This is a genomic window from Streptomyces sp. NPDC057694, assembly GCF_042799415.1.
GTDB lineage: Bacteria > Actinomycetota > Actinomycetes > Streptomycetales > Streptomycetaceae > Streptomyces.
Window position 1 is genome coordinate 27,161 of record NZ_JBHVIX010000010.1, and the last position, 20,256, is coordinate 47,416.

At 68.1% G+C, this 20,256-nt stretch carries 17 protein-coding genes and 1 pseudogene; 6 read left to right on the top strand and 12 right to left on the bottom strand.

Annotated elements, in window-relative coordinates:
- Window positions 1-50: 50 nt before the first annotated feature.
- The 5 genes from ACFVDP_RS22260 to ACFVDP_RS22280 are packed head-to-tail and all read right to left on the bottom strand — an operon-like array spanning window position 51 to window position 4,239.
- Window positions 51-806, bottom strand: a complete 756-nt coding sequence (locus ACFVDP_RS22260) for an MBL fold metallo-hydrolase (RefSeq protein ID WP_383492054.1) — start codon at window positions 804-806, stop codon at window positions 51-53.
- 55 nt (window positions 807-861) lie between these two features.
- Complete coding sequence (locus tag ACFVDP_RS22265; protein WP_383492056.1) at window positions 862-1,422, bottom strand: YbhB/YbcL family Raf kinase inhibitor-like protein; 561 nt, start codon at window positions 1,420-1,422, stop codon at window positions 862-864.
- A complete protein-coding gene (locus ACFVDP_RS22270; RefSeq protein ID WP_383492058.1) occupies window positions 1,419-1,994 on the bottom strand; it encodes an isochorismatase family protein in 576 nt (191 codons plus the stop codon). The genes ACFVDP_RS22265 and ACFVDP_RS22270 overlap by 4 nt, the downstream gene beginning before the upstream one ends.
- An 8-nt stretch (window positions 1,995-2,002) precedes the next feature.
- Window positions 2,003-3,763 carry an MFS transporter gene (locus ACFVDP_RS22275; protein WP_383492061.1) on the bottom strand — a complete coding sequence of 587 codons (1,761 nt, stop codon included), beginning with the start codon at window positions 3,761-3,763 and terminating at the stop codon, window positions 2,003-2,005.
- Window positions 3,764-3,798: 35 nt separating this feature from the next.
- Window positions 3,799-4,239: a MarR family winged helix-turn-helix transcriptional regulator gene (locus ACFVDP_RS22280; protein WP_383492064.1), complete on the bottom strand. Its 441-nt coding sequence runs from the start codon at window positions 4,237-4,239 to the stop codon at window positions 3,799-3,801.
- Between the two features lie 330 nt (window positions 4,240-4,569).
- Here ACFVDP_RS22280 and acnA point away from each other — a divergent pair, with 330 nt between their 5' ends.
- Window positions 4,570-7,284 carry an aconitate hydratase AcnA gene (gene acnA, locus ACFVDP_RS22285; RefSeq protein ID WP_383492067.1) on the top strand — a complete coding sequence of 905 codons (2,715 nt, stop codon included), beginning with the start codon at window positions 4,570-4,572 and terminating at the stop codon, window positions 7,282-7,284.
- 130 nt (window positions 7,285-7,414) lie between these two features.
- Here the strand turns inward: acnA and ACFVDP_RS22290 are convergent, their stop codons facing one another.
- On the bottom strand, window positions 7,415-7,624 hold the full coding sequence (locus ACFVDP_RS22290) for a hypothetical protein (protein WP_383492070.1): 210 nt from the start codon (window positions 7,622-7,624) through the stop codon (window positions 7,415-7,417).
- Window positions 7,625-8,453: 829 nt separating this feature from the next.
- Window positions 8,454-8,792 carry a hypothetical protein gene (locus ACFVDP_RS22295; RefSeq protein ID WP_383492073.1) on the bottom strand — a complete coding sequence of 113 codons (339 nt, stop codon included), beginning with the start codon at window positions 8,790-8,792 and terminating at the stop codon, window positions 8,454-8,456.
- A gap of 116 nt (window positions 8,793-8,908) precedes the next feature.
- Here ACFVDP_RS22295 and ACFVDP_RS22300 point away from each other — a divergent pair, with 116 nt between their 5' ends.
- Window positions 8,909-9,562 carry a dihydrofolate reductase family protein gene (locus ACFVDP_RS22300; RefSeq protein WP_383492076.1) on the top strand — a complete coding sequence of 218 codons (654 nt, stop codon included), beginning with the start codon at window positions 8,909-8,911 and terminating at the stop codon, window positions 9,560-9,562.
- A 13-nt stretch (window positions 9,563-9,575) separates the two neighbouring features.
- On the opposite strand, the gene infA is transcribed toward ACFVDP_RS22300, so the two are convergent.
- The 4 genes from infA to ACFVDP_RS22320 all read right to left on the bottom strand — a co-directional run bounded on the left by infA (window position 9,576) and on the right by ACFVDP_RS22320 (window position 11,804).
- The gene (gene infA, locus ACFVDP_RS22305; protein ID WP_351453508.1) at window positions 9,576-9,800 is read right to left on the bottom strand and encodes a translation initiation factor IF-1; all 225 of its coding nucleotides are present in this window, start codon (window positions 9,798-9,800) and stop codon (window positions 9,576-9,578) included.
- Window positions 9,800-10,564 (bottom strand): GNAT family N-acetyltransferase, encoded by a 765-nt coding sequence (locus ACFVDP_RS22310; protein ID WP_383492079.1) that lies wholly within the window; start codon window positions 10,562-10,564, stop codon window positions 9,800-9,802. Before ACFVDP_RS22310 ends, infA begins: the two co-directional genes overlap by 1 nt.
- Window positions 10,565-10,743: 179 nt before the next feature.
- On the bottom strand, window positions 10,744-10,983 hold the full coding sequence (locus tag ACFVDP_RS22315) for a DUF397 domain-containing protein (protein ID WP_383492082.1): 240 nt from the start codon (window positions 10,981-10,983) through the stop codon (window positions 10,744-10,746).
- A complete protein-coding gene (locus tag ACFVDP_RS22320; protein WP_383492085.1) occupies window positions 10,980-11,804 on the bottom strand; it encodes a Scr1 family TA system antitoxin-like transcriptional regulator in 825 nt (274 codons plus the stop codon). Before ACFVDP_RS22320 ends, ACFVDP_RS22315 begins: the two co-directional genes overlap by 4 nt.
- Before the next feature lie 114 nt (window positions 11,805-11,918).
- Here ACFVDP_RS22320 and ACFVDP_RS22325 point away from each other — a divergent pair.
- Window positions 11,919-12,341 (top strand): annotated as a pseudogene (locus tag ACFVDP_RS22325) (ATP-binding protein); the annotation flags it as partial.
- Window positions 12,342-12,379: 38 nt separating this feature from the next.
- Here the strand turns inward: ACFVDP_RS22325 and ACFVDP_RS22330 are convergent.
- Window positions 12,380-16,216: a GH92 family glycosyl hydrolase gene (locus ACFVDP_RS22330; protein WP_383492088.1), complete on the bottom strand. Its 3,837-nt coding sequence runs from the start codon at window positions 16,214-16,216 to the stop codon at window positions 12,380-12,382.
- 518 nt (window positions 16,217-16,734) lie between these two features.
- On the opposite strand from ACFVDP_RS22330, the gene ngcE reads away from it, so the two are divergent.
- From ngcE to ACFVDP_RS22345, 3 genes are all read left to right on the top strand, one after another.
- Window positions 16,735-18,183 (top strand): N-acetylglucosamine/diacetylchitobiose ABC transporter substrate-binding protein, encoded by a 1,449-nt coding sequence (gene ngcE, locus ACFVDP_RS22335; RefSeq protein ID WP_383492091.1) that lies wholly within the window; start codon window positions 16,735-16,737, stop codon window positions 18,181-18,183.
- 75 nt (window positions 18,184-18,258) lie between these two features.
- Window positions 18,259-19,182, top strand: coding sequence for a carbohydrate ABC transporter permease (locus tag ACFVDP_RS22340; protein ID WP_383492094.1), 924 nt, complete (start codon window positions 18,259-18,261; stop codon window positions 19,180-19,182).
- Window positions 19,182-20,117: a carbohydrate ABC transporter permease gene (locus ACFVDP_RS22345; protein ID WP_383492097.1), complete on the top strand. Its 936-nt coding sequence runs from the start codon at window positions 19,182-19,184 to the stop codon at window positions 20,115-20,117. Before ACFVDP_RS22340 ends, ACFVDP_RS22345 begins: the two co-directional genes overlap by 1 nt.
- Window positions 20,118-20,256 lie beyond the last annotated feature (139 nt).

Genomic DNA, 20,256 nt, shown 5'->3' on the forward strand with positions numbered 1-20,256 from the left:
CTCCTTCCGGCTGGTGCCGACCGGATACCCGCCCGATGCCCGATCAGACGTCAGCCGACGGGGAACACCGCGCCCGGCGCCGCGTACGCCACCGGCCCCGCGTACGTCGAGGCCGCTCGCGTCACCGCGTCCCCCGGAGTGATCCCGCGCCCCACGTGCGTCACGATCAGCCGTCCGGCGCCGGCCGCCGCGGCGGTCTCCCCGGCCTCCTCCGGACCGTGGTGCACTCCGTCCGCCGTGTCCCCGTCGGCCTCGCACAGCAGGGTCCCGCACCCGGTCGCCAGGTCGGTCAGGGCGGTGCAGGGCGCGCTGTCCCCCGAGTAGACGAGCGAGTGCCCCCGGTGCTCGACGCGCAGCGCGAACGCGGGCATCCCGTGCGCCACTTCGCGCGACGCCAGGTCGAGGGCGCCGATCCGGGCGCCGTGCCCGTCCGACAGCTCCCGTATGTCGAAGGCCTCTTCGACGGGGCTGCGCCGGTCGCCCGTGGTGAGGAAGTCCGCGAGGCGGTCGGCGATGCCCGGCGGCCCGTACAGCGGGAGCGGCCGCTCGCGCCGGATGTCCGCGTACAGCAGCCCGTAGTAGGCGGTGAGCAGATCGGCGGTGTGGTCGGCGTGCAGATGGGAGATCCAGACGGCGTCGATCTCGTCGAGCCGGGCGTGCCGCTGCAACGCCCCGAGTGTTCCGCTGCCCGCGTCCACCCAGAGTCTGGCCCCGCCGCCCTCGACGAGATATCCGGAGCACGGGTTGCCCGCCTCCGGGTATGGGGTGGCGCTGCCGAGAACGGTGAGACGGAGGTCACTGGCCATTGCGGGACGCTATCGGACCGGGGTCGGGGCCCGTGCGGAGGGGCCCGCCTCCTCCCTAACGGCGCTCGTACGTGCCCGTCAGCCGCCCCCGTCCGAGGGGCGGCGCGCTGATCGACGACAGCAGCGCCCGCGGCCGTGCCCCCTCGGCCGCGTCGTCCAGCGGAGCGGACAGCGCGTACAGCAGGAAGACGTACCGGTGCGGACCGTGCCCCTTGATCGGACCCGGGCCGTGGTAGCCGCGGCCGATGCTCGCGCGCGGCAGCCGCACCCCCGGACCCGGCCGCTTCGCGTCGAGCGCGCCGGGCTCCAGCTCGGTGCGGGACGGGTCGATCAGCGCCACGCAGTGCGTGATCGGCCGGGGGAGCGGGACGTCGAGGTCCTCCATGACGAGCAGGAGCTGGGCGGTCCCGGCGGGCGGGGCGGTCCAGGCCAGGTGCGGGGAGAGGTCCTCGCCGCCGCCGTGCTTCGCCGCCTGCCGGGCCGGCATGGGGGCGCCGTCGGTGAAGTCCCCGCTGGTCAGGGTCAGGTTGTCCGGCGCCTGGAGGCCGGGCCGGTGCCAGGCGGAGGCCGCCTCGTCGGCCTTGCGGTTCTTCAGGAGCTTGCCGAGCAGCGTCATCGGGCCGCCTCCGCCAGGGTGGCTTCCACCATGTCGATGATCTCGTCCGTGGTCGCGGTCTCGCCCAGCTTGGGGAAGACGCGCCGCACGCTGTGCTCGTGGATCACCGCGTCCGGGTCGTCCATCGCGTCGGTGGCGAGCACGACGTGGTAGCCGTGGTCGACGGCCGAGCGCGCCGTCGACTCGACGCCCGAACCGGTCGCGACGCCGGTCAGCACGACCTGCGTGACCTTGTGGTCCCGCAACAGGGTGTCGAGCCCGGTGTCGTGGAACGCGCTGCGGCGCCGCTTGGTGACCCTCAGATCGCCCGGCTGCGCGCCGAGTTCGTCCACGAGGTCGGCGAAGCCGTCGGGCAGGGCCGTGCCGGGCCGGATCCGCGAGGTCTCGGAGCGGCCGGGCGCGACCCCGTTGACGTTGACGAGGATCACCGGCAGGCCGTGCCGCCGGAACGTCTCGGCGAGCCGGGCCGACCGCTCCACGACGGGGTCGAACGGGGATCCGGCCGGGGCGATGCCCTCTTGAAGGTCGATCACGACGAGCGCGGGGACGGTGTCGATGGTGCTGAGTGCCATGGTGCTGATTACTCCTGGAGATCGGACGACGCCGGAGTCGGCGTCCTGGGGGAGGGGGAGGTGCCGGACGCCGCCCGCCCACGGACCCGGCCGGGGCCGCGCAGCAGCGACGCGAGCGCGGCGAGGAGAGCGAGCACCGCGCCGAACGCGAACACGACGACCAGGCCCGAGTGGAAGGGCCCGGAGAGCAAGTGCGGGAAGAACTCGCCACCGGTCAGAGTCTGTTGCTGCGCCGGGCTGAGCTGGTGCAGGGCGCCGCTGGGCTTCAGCAGGTTCTCCACCGGGTTGACGCCCAGCTGGGCGGCGAACAGCGAGGCGACGGGCGGCAGTTCACCGACCTGCGCGGCGACGTGCGCGGACACGCCCTGCTGTTGTAGGCCCGCGGTGAGGGTCTGCGGGAGGCTGCCGGCCAGGCCCGCGATCATCAGCGAGAAGAACACGCCGATGGACACGGCGGTGCCCGAGTTCTGGAAGGTGGCGCGCATCCCGGAGGCGACACCGCGCAGTTTCGCCGGGACACTGCCCATGATGGAGGAGGAGTTGGGGGAGGCGAACATGCCGCTCGCTATCCCGTTCACCGCGATGAGCACCGCGAAGACCCAGTAGCTGAAGTCGATCGGCAGCGCCATCAGGCCGAGGAAGCTGGCGCCGAAGAGCAGCGCGCCGCTCGTGGCCAGGCCCCGCGAGCCGAACCGGTCCGACAGATATCCGGACACCGGTCCCGCCGCGAGGAACCCCGCGGTCAGCGGCAGCATGAAGATGCCCGCCCACAGCGGGGTCGCGTCGTAGGCGTAGCCGTGCAGCGGCAGCCAGATGCCCTGGAGCCAGATGATCAGCACGAACTGCATCCCGCCGCGCCCGATCGAGATGGCGAGGCCCGCGAGATTGCCGAAGGTGAAGGCGCGGTTGCGGAACAGCCCCGGCTTGATCATCGGGTCCTCGACCCGCCGCTCGATCACGACGAACGCGACGAGCAGCGCGATCCCGCCCACCACCAGCGCCTGGACCAGTGGGTTCGTCCAGCCCATGGTGTGGCCGCCGTAGGGCTGGAGGCCGAAGGTGACGCCGATCAGGGCCGCGCTCAGCCCGACCCCGAAGGTGATGTTGCCCCACCAGTCGATCCGGCCGCCGCTGTGCCGGCCGGTCTCGCGCAGGGTGCGGTACGCCCACACGGTGAAGAAGAGCCCGACGGGGACGTTCACCCAGAACACCGCACGCCAGTCCCAGGCCGCGAGCAGCCCGCCGAGGACCAGGCCGATGAACATGCCCGCGAGGGCGGCCACCTGGTTGATGCCGAGGGCGAAGCCGCGCCGCTCCTCGGGGAAGGCGTCGGTCAGGATCGCCGCGGAGTTCGCGGTGAGCATCGAGCCGCCGACGGCCTGGAGCACCCGCCAGCCGATCAGCCACATCGCCCCGTGACCGCCGTCGAAGGGGTCGAAGGAGAGCAGGATCGAGGCGAAGGTGAAGACCGCGAACCCGCTGTTGTAGATCCGCACCCGCCCGTACATGTCGCCGAGCCGCCCCACCGTGACCACCAGGACGGCCTGGACCAGCCGGTAGCCCATGATCATCCACAGCAGGTACGCGATGTTGCCCGGCGCCAGCGGGTCCAGATGGATGCCGCGGAAGATCGCCGGCAGGGCGATCAGCACGATGGAGCCGTCCAGCGCGGACATGAAGACCGCGGCGGTCGTATTGGTCAGTGCCGTCCACTTGTAGCGCGCGTCGGGGACGCGCTCGGATATGAGCGTCCCGCCGGAATCCGTCATCGGCCCGCTTCCTCGTCAGGTTCTCGTCACGTGCCTCAGAGACGCTGGGCCAGCCGCTCGACCAGCGGGGCCACGGCCTGGAGCTGAGCCAGCTCGGCCGGACTGAACGCGTCGGACCCGAGGACCCGGCCGAGCATCTCGACCCGCTCGTTGCGCTTGTCCCGCAGTGCCCGGCGCCCGGCCTCCGTCACGGACAGGACCATCCGGCGCCCGTCCTCCGGGTCCTGGCTGCGCTCGACGAGGCCGCGCTCGCGCAGCACGCCGAGCGTCGCCCCCATGGCCTGCGCCGTGATCTGCACCTCGCGGGCGAGCGCCGACGAGGTGGTCGGGCCCAGCCGCTCCAGGCGGGACAGCGCCGTGCGCTGCGGCATCGTCAGCCCGCTCTCGACAGGCACCTGCCGCACGCGCCGCACCAGCACGCTGACGCTCGCGAGCAGAGCGGAGGCGACCGCCTCGGGGTCCGGCTCTTGGTTCATACACTAAGGCTAATTGATAAGGCTGCCTTAGTAAATCTGCGGGGGTCGGTACTTTCAGCACTGGTGGAGCCCTGGGCCCCGTACGACGATGGAGGGGGTGCCCGTGGGTACGCGCATCAGTGAACCCCGCGCGGCACCGCTTGATGGCACCGACGGGTGATGTATTAGAGTTATCTCGACATCGAGATATCTGCCGAGGCGCACGCAGCCGCGCGCCGACTGTCGAGTCCGACGGTAAGGGTTACCTAACTTAGCCTTACCTTAGCGGATGGGCGACCCGTCGTGGCGGCAGGATGCGGTGGAACGCGCACATATATGAAGGAGACTGTCGTGTCGGCGAACAGCTTCGACGCCCGCAGCACGCTCAGCGTGGGCGACGAGTCGTACGAGATCTTCAGGCTGGACAAGGTCGAGGGCTCTGCTCGCCTTCCCTACAGCCTCAAGGTCCTTCTGGAGAACCTGCTCCGCACCGAGGACGGCGCGAACATCACCGCCGACCACATCCGTGCGCTCGGCAACTGGGACTCCCAGGCGCAGCCCTCGCAGGAGATCCAGTTCACGCCGGCCCGCGTGATCATGCAGGACTTCACCGGCGTGCCCTGTGTCGTGGACCTGGCGACCATGCGTGAGGCCGTGAAGGAGCTGGGCGGCGACCCCGCGAAGGTCAACCCGCTCTCCCCGGCCGAGCTGGTCATCGACCACTCCGTCATCGCCGACAAGTTCGGCACGAAGGACGCCTTCGGCCAGAACGTCGAGCTGGAGTACGGCCGCAACCGCGAGCGCTACCAGTTCCTGCGCTGGGGCCAGACCGCGTTCGACGACTTCAAGGTCGTCCCGCCGGGCACCGGCATCGTGCACCAGGTCAACATCGAGAAGCTGGCCCGCACGGTCATGGTCCGCAACGGCCAGGCCTACCCCGACACCCTCGTCGGCACGGACTCGCACACCACGATGGTCAACGGCCTGGGCGTGCTCGGCTGGGGCGTCGGCGGCATCGAGGCCGAGGCCGCCATGCTCGGCCAGCCGGTCTCCATGCTGATCCCGCGCGTCGTCGGCTTCAAGCTGACCGGCGAGCTCCCGGCCGGCACGACCGCCACGGACCTGGTCCTCACGATCACCGAGATGCTGCGCAAGCACGGCGTCGTCGGCAAGTTCGTCGAGTTCTACGGCGAGGGCGTCGCCGCCACGTCGCTGGCCAACCGCGCCACCATCGGCAACATGTCGCCGGAGTTCGGCTCCACCGCCGCGATCTTCCCGATCGACGACGAGACGCTGAACTACCTGCGTCTGACCGGCCGTGACGCCCAGCAGGTCGCGCTCGTCGAGGCGTACGCCAAGGAGCAGGGCCTCTGGCTCGACCCGGCCGCCGAGCCCGACTTCTCCGAGAAGCTGGAGCTCGACCTCTCCACGGTCGTCCCCTCCATCGCCGGCCCGAAGCGCCCGCAGGACCGCATCGTCCTCGCGAACGCCTCGCAGCAGTTCGCCGTCGACGTGCGCAACTACGTCGCCGACGACGAGGAGGCGGGCAAGGAGTCCTTCCCGGCCTCCGACGCCCCGGCGTCCACGAACGGCGTTCCGTCGAACCCGGTCACCGTGACCGCCCCCGACGGCACCACGTACGAGCTGGACCACGGCGCCGTGACGGTCGCAGCGATCACCTCCTGCACCAACACGTCGAACCCCTACGTGATGGTGGCCGCGGCCCTCGTCGCGAAGAAGGCCGTCGAGAAGGGCCTGACCCGCAAGCCGTGGGTCAAGACCACCCTCGCCCCGGGCTCGAAGGTCGTCACCGACTACTTCGACAAGTCGGGTCTGACCCCGTACCTGGACAAGGTCGGCTTCAACCTCGTCGGTTACGGCTGCACCACCTGCATCGGCAACTCGGGCCCGCTGCCCGACGAGGTCTCGAAGGCGGTCAACGACCACGACCTCGCCGTCACCTCGGTCCTCTCCGGCAACCGGAACTTCGAGGGCCGCATCAACCCCGACGTCAAGATGAACTACCTGGCGTCCCCGCCGCTGGTCGTCGCGTACGCCATCGCCGGTTCGATGAAGGTCGACATCACCAAGGACGCGCTCGGCGTCGACCAGGACGGCAAGCCCGTCCACCTGGCCGACATCTGGCCGACGGAGGCCGAGGTCAACGACGTCGTCGCCAACTCGATCGGCGAGGACATGTTCAACAAGTCCTACGCCGACGTCTTCGCGGGCGACGCCCAGTGGCAGGCGCTGCCGATCCCGACCGGCAACACCTTCGAGTGGGACACCGAGTCCACCTACGTCCGCAAGCCCCCGTACTTCGAGGGCATGACGATGGAGACCACCCCGGTCTCGGACATCTCGGGCGCCCGCGTCCTCGCCAAGCTGGGCGACTCGGTCACCACCGACCACATCTCCCCGGCCGGTGCGATCAAGGCCGACACCCCGGCCGGCAAGTACCTCACCGAGCACGGTGTGGAGCGTCGTGACTTCAACTCCTACGGCTCGCGCCGTGGTAACCACGAGGTCATGATCCGCGGCACGTTCGCCAATATCCGCCTGCGCAACCAGCTCGCGCCGGGCACCGAGGGCGGCTACACCCGCGACTTCACGAAGGAGGACGCCCCCGTCTCCTTCATCTACGACGCGTCGCGCAACTACATCGACCAGGGCACCCCGCTGGTCATCCTGGGCGGCAAGGAGTACGGCTCCGGCTCGTCCCGCGACTGGGCCGCCAAGGGCACCGCGCTCCTCGGCGTCAAGGCCGTCATCACCGAGTCGTACGAGCGCATCCACCGCTCGAACCTCATCGGCATGGGCGTCCTCCCGCTCCAGTTCCCGGAGGGCCAGAACGCCGACTCCCTCGGCCTGACCGGCGAGGAGACCTTCTCCTTCACCGGCGTCGAGGAGCTGAACAACGGCTCGACCCCGAGCACGGTGAAGGTCACGACCGACACCGGCGTGGAGTTCGACGCGGTCGTCCGCATCGACACCCCCGGCGAGGCGGACTACTACCGCAACGGCGGCATCATGCAGTACGTGCTGCGCAACCTGATCCGCAACTAAGCGGCAGGGAGCAGTAGTTGGGGCCGCGTCCCGGGTTCGCCCGGGGCGCGGCCCTTCGCGTTGCGCCATCACGGATGCCGCTGGTCGGTCCTGATTGCGCGCCGCAAGCACAGAACGATTCCCGACGCCGCTATTTCCGGTGCTTCGACCGGAACGACAGATAGACCACGATGCAGATCGCATCCACGACGACAGCCACCAGCAACGGAGCGAAGGCCGCATCCCATCCCCCCTTGACCCACAGGAGTGCCGAAAGAACGTAAAGGGCCAGCGAGCTAGCCGCAACGATGGCGGCGTTTCGCTTGTTCGTTCTTCTGGATGCGTATGGCTGGTTTGCCATTCTGTTGCTCCTGTCCGGTCGCGAGGGCCCCGATGGTCGCGAGAAGTACGCAAGCTGACACGGAAAGCACACAAGTCAGCTGTCCTGCCCGCGAATGCGGAATCCATACGGGCAGGAACAAGCCCCTCCGGATCAGGGGTGAATCACCCTTGATGGCCGTTTTTTGCTCGCCTCAAGCAACAGTTTCTATGGTGCAACTTGAGGAAGCGGCTGCAAAATATGGCTGGAAACGCTCAACTCTCCGATCGGCGTGGCGAAAAGAGTCGAGTGGGCGCCCATATTGAGTCAGGTCCAGGCCGGGCAAATATGTGAATTGCCCGCAATGGTGCCTCGTTTTGCCCGCTGGTGCACCAGTTGGGGTGATGCGGAAAGTTGACGCCCGGATCCGGTACGCGCGTAGAAGGCGCTGGCCGGACCCCGCGCCGACGCGCACACTGGCCCAGCTTCACCACCCGCTTCCTGCCCCACGCAGGTTCCAGCCGTGCGTGCCCCACCTCGCCAGGCCCTCGCCCCGCCGCCCCTTGTCGCGGCGCTGAACGCAGGAGCACCTGTGCACACCGATCAACACCTCCACGAGCCGCACGACTCCGGCCACCGGCGGCTGCCGCTCCCGACCAGTCGTGCGACGCGCCTCGCCGGTCGGCTGCTCTGCGCCGGCATCGGGGCGGCCATGGTGGCCTCGGCGCTCGATGTGACCGTCTCCGCCCACCTGCCTCCGTGGTGGCCCGTGGTCTGGACAGTGCTCTGGTCGGCCGTCCCGGCCACGGCGGTCGCCTGGGCTGTCGCCCGGTACCGCGAGAAGCGCCGGAACGCGGCGGCGGGCCGTCGGTCAGACGAAGCCGCAGCCGGACGCGTAGAAGAACAGGAAGGCGGCCGTGCAGGTGGTCACCACGAAGAGTGTCGTGGTGACGGCGGCGAGGGCGCGGTGACCGCGTTTCCTCGCCGACTTCCGATACCGACTCCACGCGCCGTGAGCGAACAGCAGGCTGAACACGCCGGCCCCGATGAGCGTGCCGCGTGGGCTGACTGACCAGCTCAGGTACGCGGTCCCCACCAGGGCGGCGAGCAGGAGACAGGCGAGCACCGAGAGCACCGCCTCGGCGACGAGTTCCCCCACGGTGTCGGCCAGGAACTCGGCGAACCCCTTCACCGTCACGCGGCCCCCCATGCCCCCCACCCACCTTTCGGCTCGCCGCAACCTTGTGGGACGGCGCGTCGGGGTGGCGATGAGTTCTGGGGGCGGGGAGAGTCTCAGCAGTGTTGTCCGCTATCCGGGAGGAACCCATGCCAGAGCAGCTGTTGCGCGTTCAGAACTTCAATGTCTCCGGTGACGGCTTCGGGGCCGGAGACGATCAGACCTTCGAGCGGCCGTTCGGGCATGCCGATCCGCGGGTTCTGATGGCCTGGTGCGGGGAGACCGCCAGCTGGCTGATGCGCTCCGAGCCCGGCGGCAGCCGCGGCATCGACGACTACCTGGTCCGGGACTACGCCCGCAACATCGGCGCCGAGATCATGGGGCGCGGCAAGTTCGGCCCGCAGAAGGGGGCCTGGGAGGACCACGAGTGGCAGGGCTGGTGGGGTGACGAACCGCCGTTCCACACACCGGTGTTCGTCATGACCCACCACACCCGCCCCGCGATCACCCTCTCCGACACCACGTTCCACTTCGTCGACGACGACCCGGCGACCGTCCTCGCCCAGGCGCGCGAGGCGGCCCAGGGCAAGGACGTCAGGCTCGGCGGCGGGGCCACGACCATCCGCGAGTTCCTCGACGCCGATCTCGTCGACACCCTGCACGTCGCGGTGTCACCGGGCATCAAGCTCGGCTCGGGCTCCCGCCTGTGGGAGTCGCCGGACGAGCTGCGCGACCGGTTCCACGTCGACGTGGTGCCGAGCCCGGGCGGCAGCGTCGTCCACTACCTGGCCTGGCGCAAGTAAGCGCCGGAAGCCGTCAGTTGCGGTACCGGTAGAGGATCCGGCCGCGCGTCAGGTCGTAGGGGCTCAGCTCCACGAGCACCCGGTCGAACGGCAGGATCTTGATGTAGTTCTTCCGGATCTTGCCGCTGATGTGCGCGAGCACCTTGTGCCCGTTCTGCAACTCCACCTGGAACGTGGCGTTGCGCAGGCACTCGGTGACGGTGCCCTCGATCTCGATACCAGGGTTTGTCTTCGGCATCAGTGAAGTACGACCTCCAGGTTGGTTCCGACGCGCTGGGCGCCGATGGTGGTGAACAGTGCGTCGGCGGCCGCGTTGGCCGCGCCGACCTCGGCCGAAGCGGTCCCTACCCCGGCTCGGTGCAGGGAACCGAGTACGTCGGCCAGCAGCGCCCGCGCGATCCCGCGCCGCTGCCGGTCCGCCCGTACCGCGATGAGCCCGATCCTCGGCTGCCGGGGGACCGGCGCCACCCGCATCAGCCCCACGTACCGGTCGCCCTCGGCGGCCACCGCGTACTTCGTCGGGTCGATCACCGTGGCGTCGTCGAGGCGTGGCAGCACCTCGGCCGGCATCTCCCGCCAGCCCAGGGTGGCCTCGACCTCGGCCCGGATCGTACGGTCCAGCTCGCGCAGGGGGTCCTTCTCCGCCGCGCCGAGGGGGAGGATCGTCACGCCGTGCGGCGGGCGTGCCGGGCCGAGGCCCGTGAGCCCGGGATCGGTCGGTACGCGGTACACGAACTCGCTGCGCAGAGCCGTGAATCCCCTGCGCTCCCACTGGGACTTCAGTGCGAGATCGTCCGCGTCGACCATCGTGTGCAGCGGCCTCGGCAGGTCCGCCAGCATGGCGGCGGCGAGCCGGTCGAACGTCGTGTCGTGCCACGCGTCGATGTTTAGGAAGAGCCGTCCGTCGTGCCTGCTCCAGGCCTCGCCCCGGCCGACCACCTGGTCGTCCTCCAGCGCGTGCCAGTGCCCGTCGGCGACATGCGTGATCTTTGTAGTGTCCATAGGTCTCTGCCTCTCGGAATCGCCCAGTACAGGCGCTCCCGGCGACCTATGTCAGCTGCCGGCCCGTGAGGAAAAGGAGAGCACCCACGTGCGTACTGCTGTCATGGGTCCCACCTCCTCGGGCTGCATCACGGTTCGGGCCAGACTGTAAGCGCCGCGATGCCGTCCCGTCTACGTAATTAAGCGCGGGGCAGCTGGAGGAAGGCCGCCCAGGCGCCGGGGGCGACCGTGAAGTGGGGGCCTTCGGTGTTCTTGGAGTCGCGGATGTGGATGGCGGTGGGGTGGGCGGCGACCTCGACGCACTGCCCGGCCTCGCTGCTGCTGTAGCTCGACTTCCGCCAGACGTAAGCGACTTCGAGGCAGTCGCCGCCCTCGCTACCGCTGTAAGACGACTTGAACCAGGTCGGTGCGGTGCTCATCGCTCTCCTAGCAGGCGTTCCAGCAGGCCCATGGAGTCCTGCGGGGTGAGGGCCTGTGCTCGCAGCATCGCATACTTGCGCTCCAGGATGGATACCTCGTCGCGATCAGCAACCCACTGGCTGCCGCGTTGGGTCTCCATGTACGCGAGGTGCTGGTGGTCAGGCGTCTCAAGCAAGGTGAACGGGCCGTCCAGGGCTGCATGGTGAGGGCTGGAGAGCGGCAGGATCTGCAAGGAGATGCAGGGGAGTTCAGCCTGCTCGCGCAAGTGCCGAAGCTGATCGACCTGCGAACGGTGGCCGCCAACGGACAGTCTTAGCAGCGGCTCCCAGATGACGAAGCTGATCGTCGGCGGGACCTTCCGGTGGAGGATGGCCTGGCGCTCTATGCGGGCAGCGGTCTTGGTCTCGATCTCGTCCTGATCGTAAGCGGGGACCCGCTCGCGGAGAACGGCCCGCGCGGTGTCCTCGGTCTGGAGCAGGCCGGGGACGGCCAAGGCGTCGTACTTCGACAGCACGATGGCCTCGCGCTCGTGCTGAATGTACGACTCGGCCCACAGGGGGAACTGGTCGATCTCCGGCACATTGGCTACCGCGACGGCCAACGCACCCTTGGTGTCGAGGACTTGGTCCACCATCCTTGCCGTATCCATGGGCAACGGCCGCCTACCCTGCTCATACGCGGCAATGGTCGACTCGGCGATCACCAGCCGCGCGCCAAGCGTCGCCTGCGTATAACCGGCCGCCTTGCGGAACAGGGCGAGCAGCTCACCGACCATCCTCAACGCCGACGGATTCTTCGGCGGACGCTTCCCAGGGCTCATGACGGTCAATCTCCCCACCCCCACACCGACGTGACCCCACGCGCACCCCGACAAAAGATCTGTCGGGGTTGCCGCCCTGTCGTCAGTGAATCACTCTGCGCAACATTCGCCGCCATGAACCCCGAATCCCGCGAACGCTTCTACCGCCGCGAACGACAATCAGTCCCCGCCGCCCGCGACTTCACCCACGCAGCCCTCACCGCCTGGCGGAAAACAACCCGAGCCGACGACATCCTGCTCTGCGTAAGCGAGTTGACGACCAACGCCCTCCTCCACGGAGTACCGCCCGGCCGGGGCTTCCTCCTGAGGATCACGCACGACGAGCGCGAGGGCACCGTCCGCGTAGAGGTCCACGACAGCGGCACCGGCACCCCCGCCGTCCCCGTCCCCGCCCCCGAGCGGAGCGCCACCGACGAGAACGAGAACGGCCGCGGCCTGCTCCTCGTAGAAGCGCTGGCCGACAAGTGGGGCGTGGGGGAGCGGGACCCCGGCAAGGAGGTGTGGTGCGAGTTCGGGCCGGGAACGGCGCAGGCCCCGCCGGAAGGTTCCGACGGGGCCCGCGACGAGGAGAGCGGCTACGACAGCAGCTCGACCTCCGCGACGGTCGCCGCGCCACCCGTGAACACCAGGCGGTAGTGCTGGTACGAGCCCGGCTTCGGCACCGAGAACGCGCGGGTCTGCTTGTCCCAGGCGAAGGACTCGCCGGAGCGCGTGTCGAGCGTCTTCCAGGTCGTGCCGTCGGCCGACCCCTCCAGCTTCCAGCCCGTCGGGGCCTTCGCGTGGTCGTCGGACGTCAGCGTGTACTGCGCGGCCTTCGTGCCGGCCGCGGCGACGGGGAGGTCCACCGACTCGACGCTCGCCGACGTGGCCGAGGTGTTGTCGAAGAGCGGACCCGTGCCGGTGATCGCGTCCTTGCGGGGCGAGGCCACCTTGTCGTCCTTGGTGATGGACGTCGGCCCGGCGTCCTTGCCGGTGCCCCACGACGACGGCTTGTCGCCCATGGCGAACTCGATGACGCCGCCCTTGGAGACGACCGAGTTCGGCAGCGAGGTCTTCGACCAGGTCTTGCCGTTGACCTTGACGCCCTGCACGTAGATGTTCTTGGCGCTGTTCTTCGGCGCCTTGACGACCAGGTCGTGGCCGTTCTCCAGGTGCAGGGTCATCTTGGTGAACTGCGGGGAGCCGATGGCGAATTCGCCGCTGCCCATGACGAGCGGGTAGAAGCCCATCGACGAGAAGAGGTACCAGGCCGACTGCTCGCCGTTGTCCTCGTCGCCGTGGTAGCCCTGCCCGATCTCCGAGCCCGTGTACAGGCGGGACAGCACCTCACGCACGTTCTTCTGCGTCTTCCACGGCTGGCCGGCCGCGTCGTACATGTACGTGACGTGGTGCGCGACCTGGTTGGAGTGGCCGTACTGGCCCATCCGCACATCACGCGCCTCGGTCATCTCGTGGATGACACCGCCGTACGAACCGGCGACGTCCGCCGAACCGGTCTCCGGCGTCGAGAAGTACGTGTCCAGCTTCTTCGCCAGGCCCGCCTTGCCGCCGTACAGGTTCGCGAGGCCCTGGGTGTCCTGCACCGCGGTGAAGGCGTAGCCCCACCCGTTCGTCTCGGTGTAGTCGTAGCCCCAGATCGCCGGGTCGAAGTCCTCGGACTTCACCCGCCAGTCGCCCTTGGCGCTCTTGCCCTGGAAGAAGCCCGTACCGGCGGCCTTGTCGTCGAACATGTTGACGTAGTCGCGGGCCCGGTTGAGGAAGTACTCCGACTCCTCCTGGTACTGCTTCTTGCCGGTCTTCTTGAAGAGGGCCTGGCCCATCTGCGCGATGCCGTAGTCGTTGAGGTAACCCTCAAGAGCCCACGACATGCCCTCGTGCGTGTCCGTCGACGTGTAGCCGAGGAACGGCGAGGTGTCCATGCCCTTGCGGCCCACACCCGACTGCGGCGGCACCACGGTCGCGTTCTTCACGGCCGCCTTGTACGCGTCCTCCGCGTCGAAGTCGACGCCCTTCACGTACGCGTCGGCGAACGCCACGTCCGACGACGTGCCGGTCATCAGGTCCGCGTAACCAGGCGAGGACCAGCGCGAGATCCAGCCGCCGTCCTTGTACTGCTGCACGAAGCCGTCGACCATCTCACCCGCCTTGTCCGGCGTGAGCAGAGAGTAGGCGGGCCACGTCGTCCGATACGTGTCCCAGAAGCCGTTGTTGACGTACGGCTTGCCCTCGACGATCTTCGCGCCGGTGTGCGTCGGGGTGTCGGGACCCGGCATCGCCGAGAACGGCGACGCGTACTTGTACGTCGACTTGCCGTCCGAACGGACCTTCTCGAACGCCGAGTTGGGGTACAGGTACAGCCGGTAGAGCGAGGAGTACAGCGTCGTGAGCTGGTCCTGTGTGGCGCCCTCGACCTCCACCTTGTTCATGATCTTGTCCCACTGGGCGCGCGCCGCGTTCTTCACCGCGGTGAAGGACCGGTTCCCGGGGATCTCCTGCGCCAGGTTGTCCTTCGCCTGGTCGATGGAGATCAGCGAGGTCGCCAGGCGCAGCGTGACCGTCCGGTCCTTGCCCGCGTCGAAGGTGAAGTGGCCCTTCACCCCGGACGCGTCGGCGTCCTTGACCGGCTTGTCGAAGGTGCCGTACACGAACAGGCGGGTGGCGCCCGTCGACAGACCCGACTTCACGTCCGAGTAGCCGGTGACGGTCCCGCTGTCCTTGTCGAGCGTCAGGCCGCCCTGCTCCGAGACGTTGTCGAAGATCACGCTCGCGTCGTCGCCGGGGTAGCTGAAGCGCAGCGCGGCGGCGTGGTCGGTCGGCGTCATCTCCGCCGTCACGCCGTTCTCGAACTTCACGCCGTAGTAGTACGGGCGGTCCGTCTCGTTGTCGTGCTTGAACGGCAGGGCCCGCCCGGAGCGCGACGTGTCCAGTTTGTCGCCGGACGTCGCCGACGGCATCATCTGGAACGTCTGGCGGTCACCCATCCACGGGCTCGGCTCGTGGCTCGCCGCGAGCGCCTGCATCGTGGGGAGGTTGTCCGCGTTGTTTCCGCGCGCGTAGTCGTACAGCCAGCTGTCCGAGCCCGCGTTCGTCACCGGCGTCCAGAAGTTGAACCCGTTCGGGACGGCCGTCGCCGGGAACGTGTTGCCGCGCGAGAAGCCGCCGCTGGAGTTCGTGCCGCGTGTTGTCGACGCGTAGTCGCTCAAGTGCGCCTTGGGGGCGACCGGCTGCGCCCGCTTCACGGAGATGTCGTCGAGCCAGCCGCGGAACTTCGCCGGGCCCTTCGCCGAGTCGTACCCGACGAGGATCCGGTCGATCGTCTTACCGGCCGCGACCGACCCGATCGACGACTTCACGGCGTTCCACTGATTCACGTACAGCCGCTTGGCGTCGCCCTGGCCCTGCGGGGTGAGCAGGCCGCCGCCCGAGTCGGTCGCCTTCAGGTCGCTCAGGTACGTGCCGTCGGTGAAGGCGAGATCGACCGAGACGTTCGTGGCGTCGTAGTCGCGGTCGCCGTCCGCCATCTGCGGGAAGATCTTGTACGACAGCTCGGTGTTCCTCGCCACCGCGACATCGACATCGAAGATCTTGTTGTACGAGTACGCGCGGCCGTCCGTCTTGTGCGTGCCCGCGTAACGCAGCGCGTACTTGCCCGTGAAGCCCGCGCCCGCCTTCGCCGTCGGTGAGCCGCTGGGGCCCTTGTCGACGAGCGAGAGCATGTCCTCGGGCGCCGGTGCCTGCTCGTCGCCCGTCGAGAGCTGGAGGTCGGCCAGCTGGGTCGCGTCGCTCGCGCCGTTGTTCTTCGTGAACTCGACACGGAAGTGCGCGTACTCGGCCGGCTTCTCCAGCTCGTACTTCTTGGTCTGGAGCCGCTTGTCGAAGCTTTCCCCGGTACGGGAGTCGAGAGTGGTCCAGTCCTTTCCGTCGGCCGAGCCCTTGAGGACCCAGTCCTTCGGATCCCGCTCGTCGTGGTCGTTGGCCGACGTCAGCGTGTAGTTGGTGATCTTGAGCGCGGTGTCGAGGTCGTACTCGACCCAGGCGGTCGGCGTGAACGCCAGCCACTTCGTGCTCGACTCACCGTCCGCGAGATTGGTCGCGACCTCACCGCTGCCGGTGTTCTCGCCGCTCGCGCGGACCTCGGTCACATGGCCGTTCACATTGCCCGGAACTCCACCGGTGTAGGCGCCGTCGACCCCTGACGCCCGTTTGCTGCCGTCCGGGGCGGTGTCGACCGTGTTCAGCCAGTCGGGGACGGGTTGCCCCGCTTCGAAGGACGAAGTGAACTCCGCCTTCCCGTGCGGCTTCTGGGGCGATGCCGCGACGGCGGCGCCCTGCCCGGCCGCCGTGAGCACCAGTGCGGCCGCACCCAGGGCGGCCGTGGTGGCGAATCTGTGTCTGGTTCCTCTGCCTTGCATGGAGTGTGCACCCTCCGGCGACGTAAGACAACGTTGTCAGTTCGCTGCGCAAGGTCCAGTAGGGCGTCAAGTGACGGTTGGTGTCAAGGGTGTTGAGAGCCAGTGCGGAGGACGGTTGCGCGCGCTGAATTCATCGTTCCGCGTACACCCTTTGTAGGCAAGGAAGTTGGGAAGCTCGACAACGTCCGCCGTGCGGCTTATTTCCGGGAGGTCTCAACTCGGAAAAGACCGTTGTCCAAACCTGCATTCGATCTTGCCCAGCTCACAGGGAGTGGACTATACCTGTCGGCGTCCGGCCCGGACCGAGTTCAGGCCGCGGCAGGACCGGGGGGCGGGGGGAAACGGCGGGGCGCGTACGGCGTCCCGGTATCCGTGTATCTCCAGGCATCCCGGGTCGTTGCGCACCACCCAGCTCCATCTGCGTTCCCCTTCGACAGGGGCACAACACAGCACATCACCGCGGTGCCGGGGAGGATCCGGTTCACCGCCTGAGTCCTGGAGAAGGCGAGGACTTGAGCATGGGATCCACTTCCGACCAGCACGGTAACGGTGGCGTCGGCCGTCGCACTCTGATCAAGCGTTCCGCGGCGCTCGGCATCGCCGCCGTGCCGGCCGCGAGCCTGCTGTCCGCCTGCGCGAGCGGCGACAGCGGCAGTGACGACAAGGTCCAGAAGGGCACCAAGTCCAAGAGCAACCCGCTGGCGGTCAACGCGAGCGCGGCGCTGTCCGTGACCATCTTCGACGGCGGTTTCGGCACCAAGTACGCCACCGACGCCAACGCCCAGTACAAGAAGGCGTTCCCGAAGGCGAAGGTCAACTTCCACGCGACCCAGAAGATCCAGTCGGAGCTTCAGCCGAAGTTCAACGGCGGCACCCCGCCGGACCTGATCGACAACTCGGGCGCCGAGCAGATGGACATGGGCGTCCTCGTCGGCAAGAAGCAGCTCGCCGACCTGACCCCGCTCCTCGACGCGCCGTCCATCGACGACCCGAGCAAGAAGGTTCGCGACACCCTGCGACCGGGCATCGTCGAGATGGGCCAGTTCGACGGCGACCCGGTGTGGATCATGTACTACGCGTACACGGTCTACGGCGTCTGGTACTCGCAGACGGCCCTGGAGAAGCTGGACTCGGAGTACCCCGAGGACTGGGACGCGATGCTCGCCCTGTGTGCCAAGGCGAAGAAGAAGGGCATCGCCGGCTGGACGTACGCGGGCAAGTACCCGTACTACCTGCCGTTCTCGCTGTACCCGTTCATCGCGAAGATCGGTGGCCGCGAGGTCCTCGACAAGATCGACAACCTGGAGCCGAACGCGTGGAAGGACCCGGCCGTCAAGGCCGCCTTCGAGGCGTACTACGAGCTGTACAAGAAGGGCTACATCCTCAAGGGCACGCCCGGTATCGACCACATCCAGTCGCAGACCGAGTGGGCCAAGGGCAAGGCGCTGTTCATCCCGAACGGCTCCTGGGTGGAGAACGAGTCCGCCAAGGTCATCCCGAAGGACTTCAACCTCGCCGTCGGGGCGCCCTCCAGCCTCGACAAGAGCGACAAGATGCCGTTCGGCACCATCTGGGCGTCCGGCGGTGAGCCGTTCATCGTCCCGGCCAAGGCGGCGAACGTCGAGGGCGGCATGGAGCAGCTGCGCATCATGCTCAGCGAGGCCTCGTCGAAGAACTTCACCAGCCAGGTGAAGTCGCTGTCCGCCTTCAACGGCGGCACCGACGGCATCGAGCTGACCCCGGGCCTCAAGTCCGGTGTCGCGGCGCTGGAGAAGGCCGGCGACAACGTCGTCAACCCGCGCCTCCAGGACTGGTACGTCAAGCTCCAGAAGGAGCAGATCGGCGTCTCCGGTCTCGGCGAGATGATGGCGGGCCGCCTCACCCCGGCCGAGGCCATCAAGAAGATCCAGGGCTACGCGGACGCGGCGGCCAAGGACCAGTCGGTCAAGCACTACAAGCACCAGTAAGCGACAGGCGGAAGAACAGCACGTGCGCACAAGTCCACTGGTGCGGCACCCGCACAGCGATCGGGGTCGGTAACCATGCAACACGGCAAGTACCGCTTCATAGTGGGGTTCTTGGTGGCCCCCCTGGCGTTGTACGCCATCTTCGTCATCTGGCCGTTCATCCAGTCGATCTACTACTCGTTCACCGACTGGACCGGCCTGAGTCCCGACTTCAAGATGGTGGGCTTCGCCAACTACACGCGCCTGCTGCACGACGACATCTTCTGGAAGTCGTTGCAGCACAGTGTGATCTTCGTCGTGCTGTTGCCCCTGGTGACACTGAGCCTCGCGCTGTTCTTCGCCTTCATGCTGAACGTCGGGGGGCGGCGCCGTAAGGGCGCCGCCATCTCCGGCGTCCGCGGCTCCGGCTTCTACAAGATCGCGTACTTCTTCCCGCAGGTCCTCTCGGTCGCGATCGTGTCCCTGCTGTTCCGCTTCATCTACAACCCCAGCGGCGGCCTGCTGAACTCGGCGCTCGACGCCGTCGGCCTCGGCAGCTTCCAGCCCCAGTGGCTGGGCGACCCGAGCTGGGCGCTCTGGGCGGTCATGGCCGTCCTGGTCTGGAGCACCGTCGGCTTCTTCGTCGTGCTCTTCTCCGCGGGCATGGCGTCCATCCCCAAGGACTTCTACGAGGCGGCGCTGCTCGACGGCGCCAGCCGCTTCACGACCTTCTTCAAGATCACCCTGCCGCTGCTGTGGGACACCATCCAGTCCGGCTGGGTGTACATGGGCATCCTCGCCCTCGGCGCGGAGGCGTTCTCGGCGGTCAACATCATGACCGTCGGTCCCGGCGGCCCCGACTACTCGACCACCGTGCTGCCGCTGTACGTCTACCAGACGGCTTTCCGTGACGCGAACGCCGCCTACGCGACCACCATCGGCGTCGCCCTCCTCATCGTCACGCTGCTGTTCGCGGCGATCGTGATGCGTCTTGGCCGGCGCGATCGGCTGGAGTACTGATGAAGACCACTGACACCCCGCCCCCCGTGGACCCGACGACGGACACCACCGGGAAGATCCCCGGCCAGCGCGTGGCCAAGCAGGACGAGCCCGCCTCGGGGACGAGCATCACGGGCAGCACCCTGAACTTCTTCTCGCACGGTGTCCTGATCATCTGGGCGATCATGGTGGCCCTGCCGCTGATCTGGGCCGTGATGTCGTCCTTCAAGGACGACAACTCCATCCTGAGCACGCCGTGGGCGCTCCCCGACAAGCTGCACTTCGAGAACTGGTCGCGCGCCTGGTCGTCGGCGCACATGAGCGAGTACTTCCTCAACACGATCATCGTGGTGGGCTTCTCGCTGGTCGGCACGCTCGTGCTCGGCTCGATGGCGGCCTATGTCCTCGCGCGCTTCGAGTTCGTCGGCAACCGCTTCATCTACTTCCTGTTCGTCGGCGGCATGAGCTTCCCGATCATGCTGGCCCTGGTGCCGTTGTTCTACGTCATGAACAATCTGCAGCTTCTGAACACGCTGCCCGGCCTGATCCTGGCCTACATCGCGTACTCGCTGCCGTTCACGGTGTTCTTCCTGACGTCGTTCTTCCGGACCCTGCCGTCGTCGATCGCCGAAGCCGCCTTCGTCGACGGCGCCTCCCACACCCGTACGTTCTTCCAGATCATGCTGCCGATGGCCAAGCCCGGCCTGATCAGCGTGGGCATCTTCAACTTCCTCGGCCAGTGGAACCAGTACATGCTGCCGACGGTCCTCAACACGGAACCCAACAATCGGGTCCTCGCCCAGGGCCTGGTCGAGCTGGCCACCAGCCAGGGCTACAAGGGCGACTACTCCGGTCTCTTCGCGGGCCTGGTGATGGCGATGCTGCCGATCCTCGCGGCGTACATCATCTTCCAGCGACAGGTGGTGCAGGGGCTCACGGCGGGGGCGCTCAAGTAACCCTCCCCACCGATTCGTGCCAGGGATCCGGCCCCGGAGAGACACCTCTCCGGGGCCGGACTCCTGCGTGAAGGCGGGATACCGGCGGTAGCCGGCCGTGGACACGGCCTGGAACCGATTTCCGTCAAGGGCTTGACGG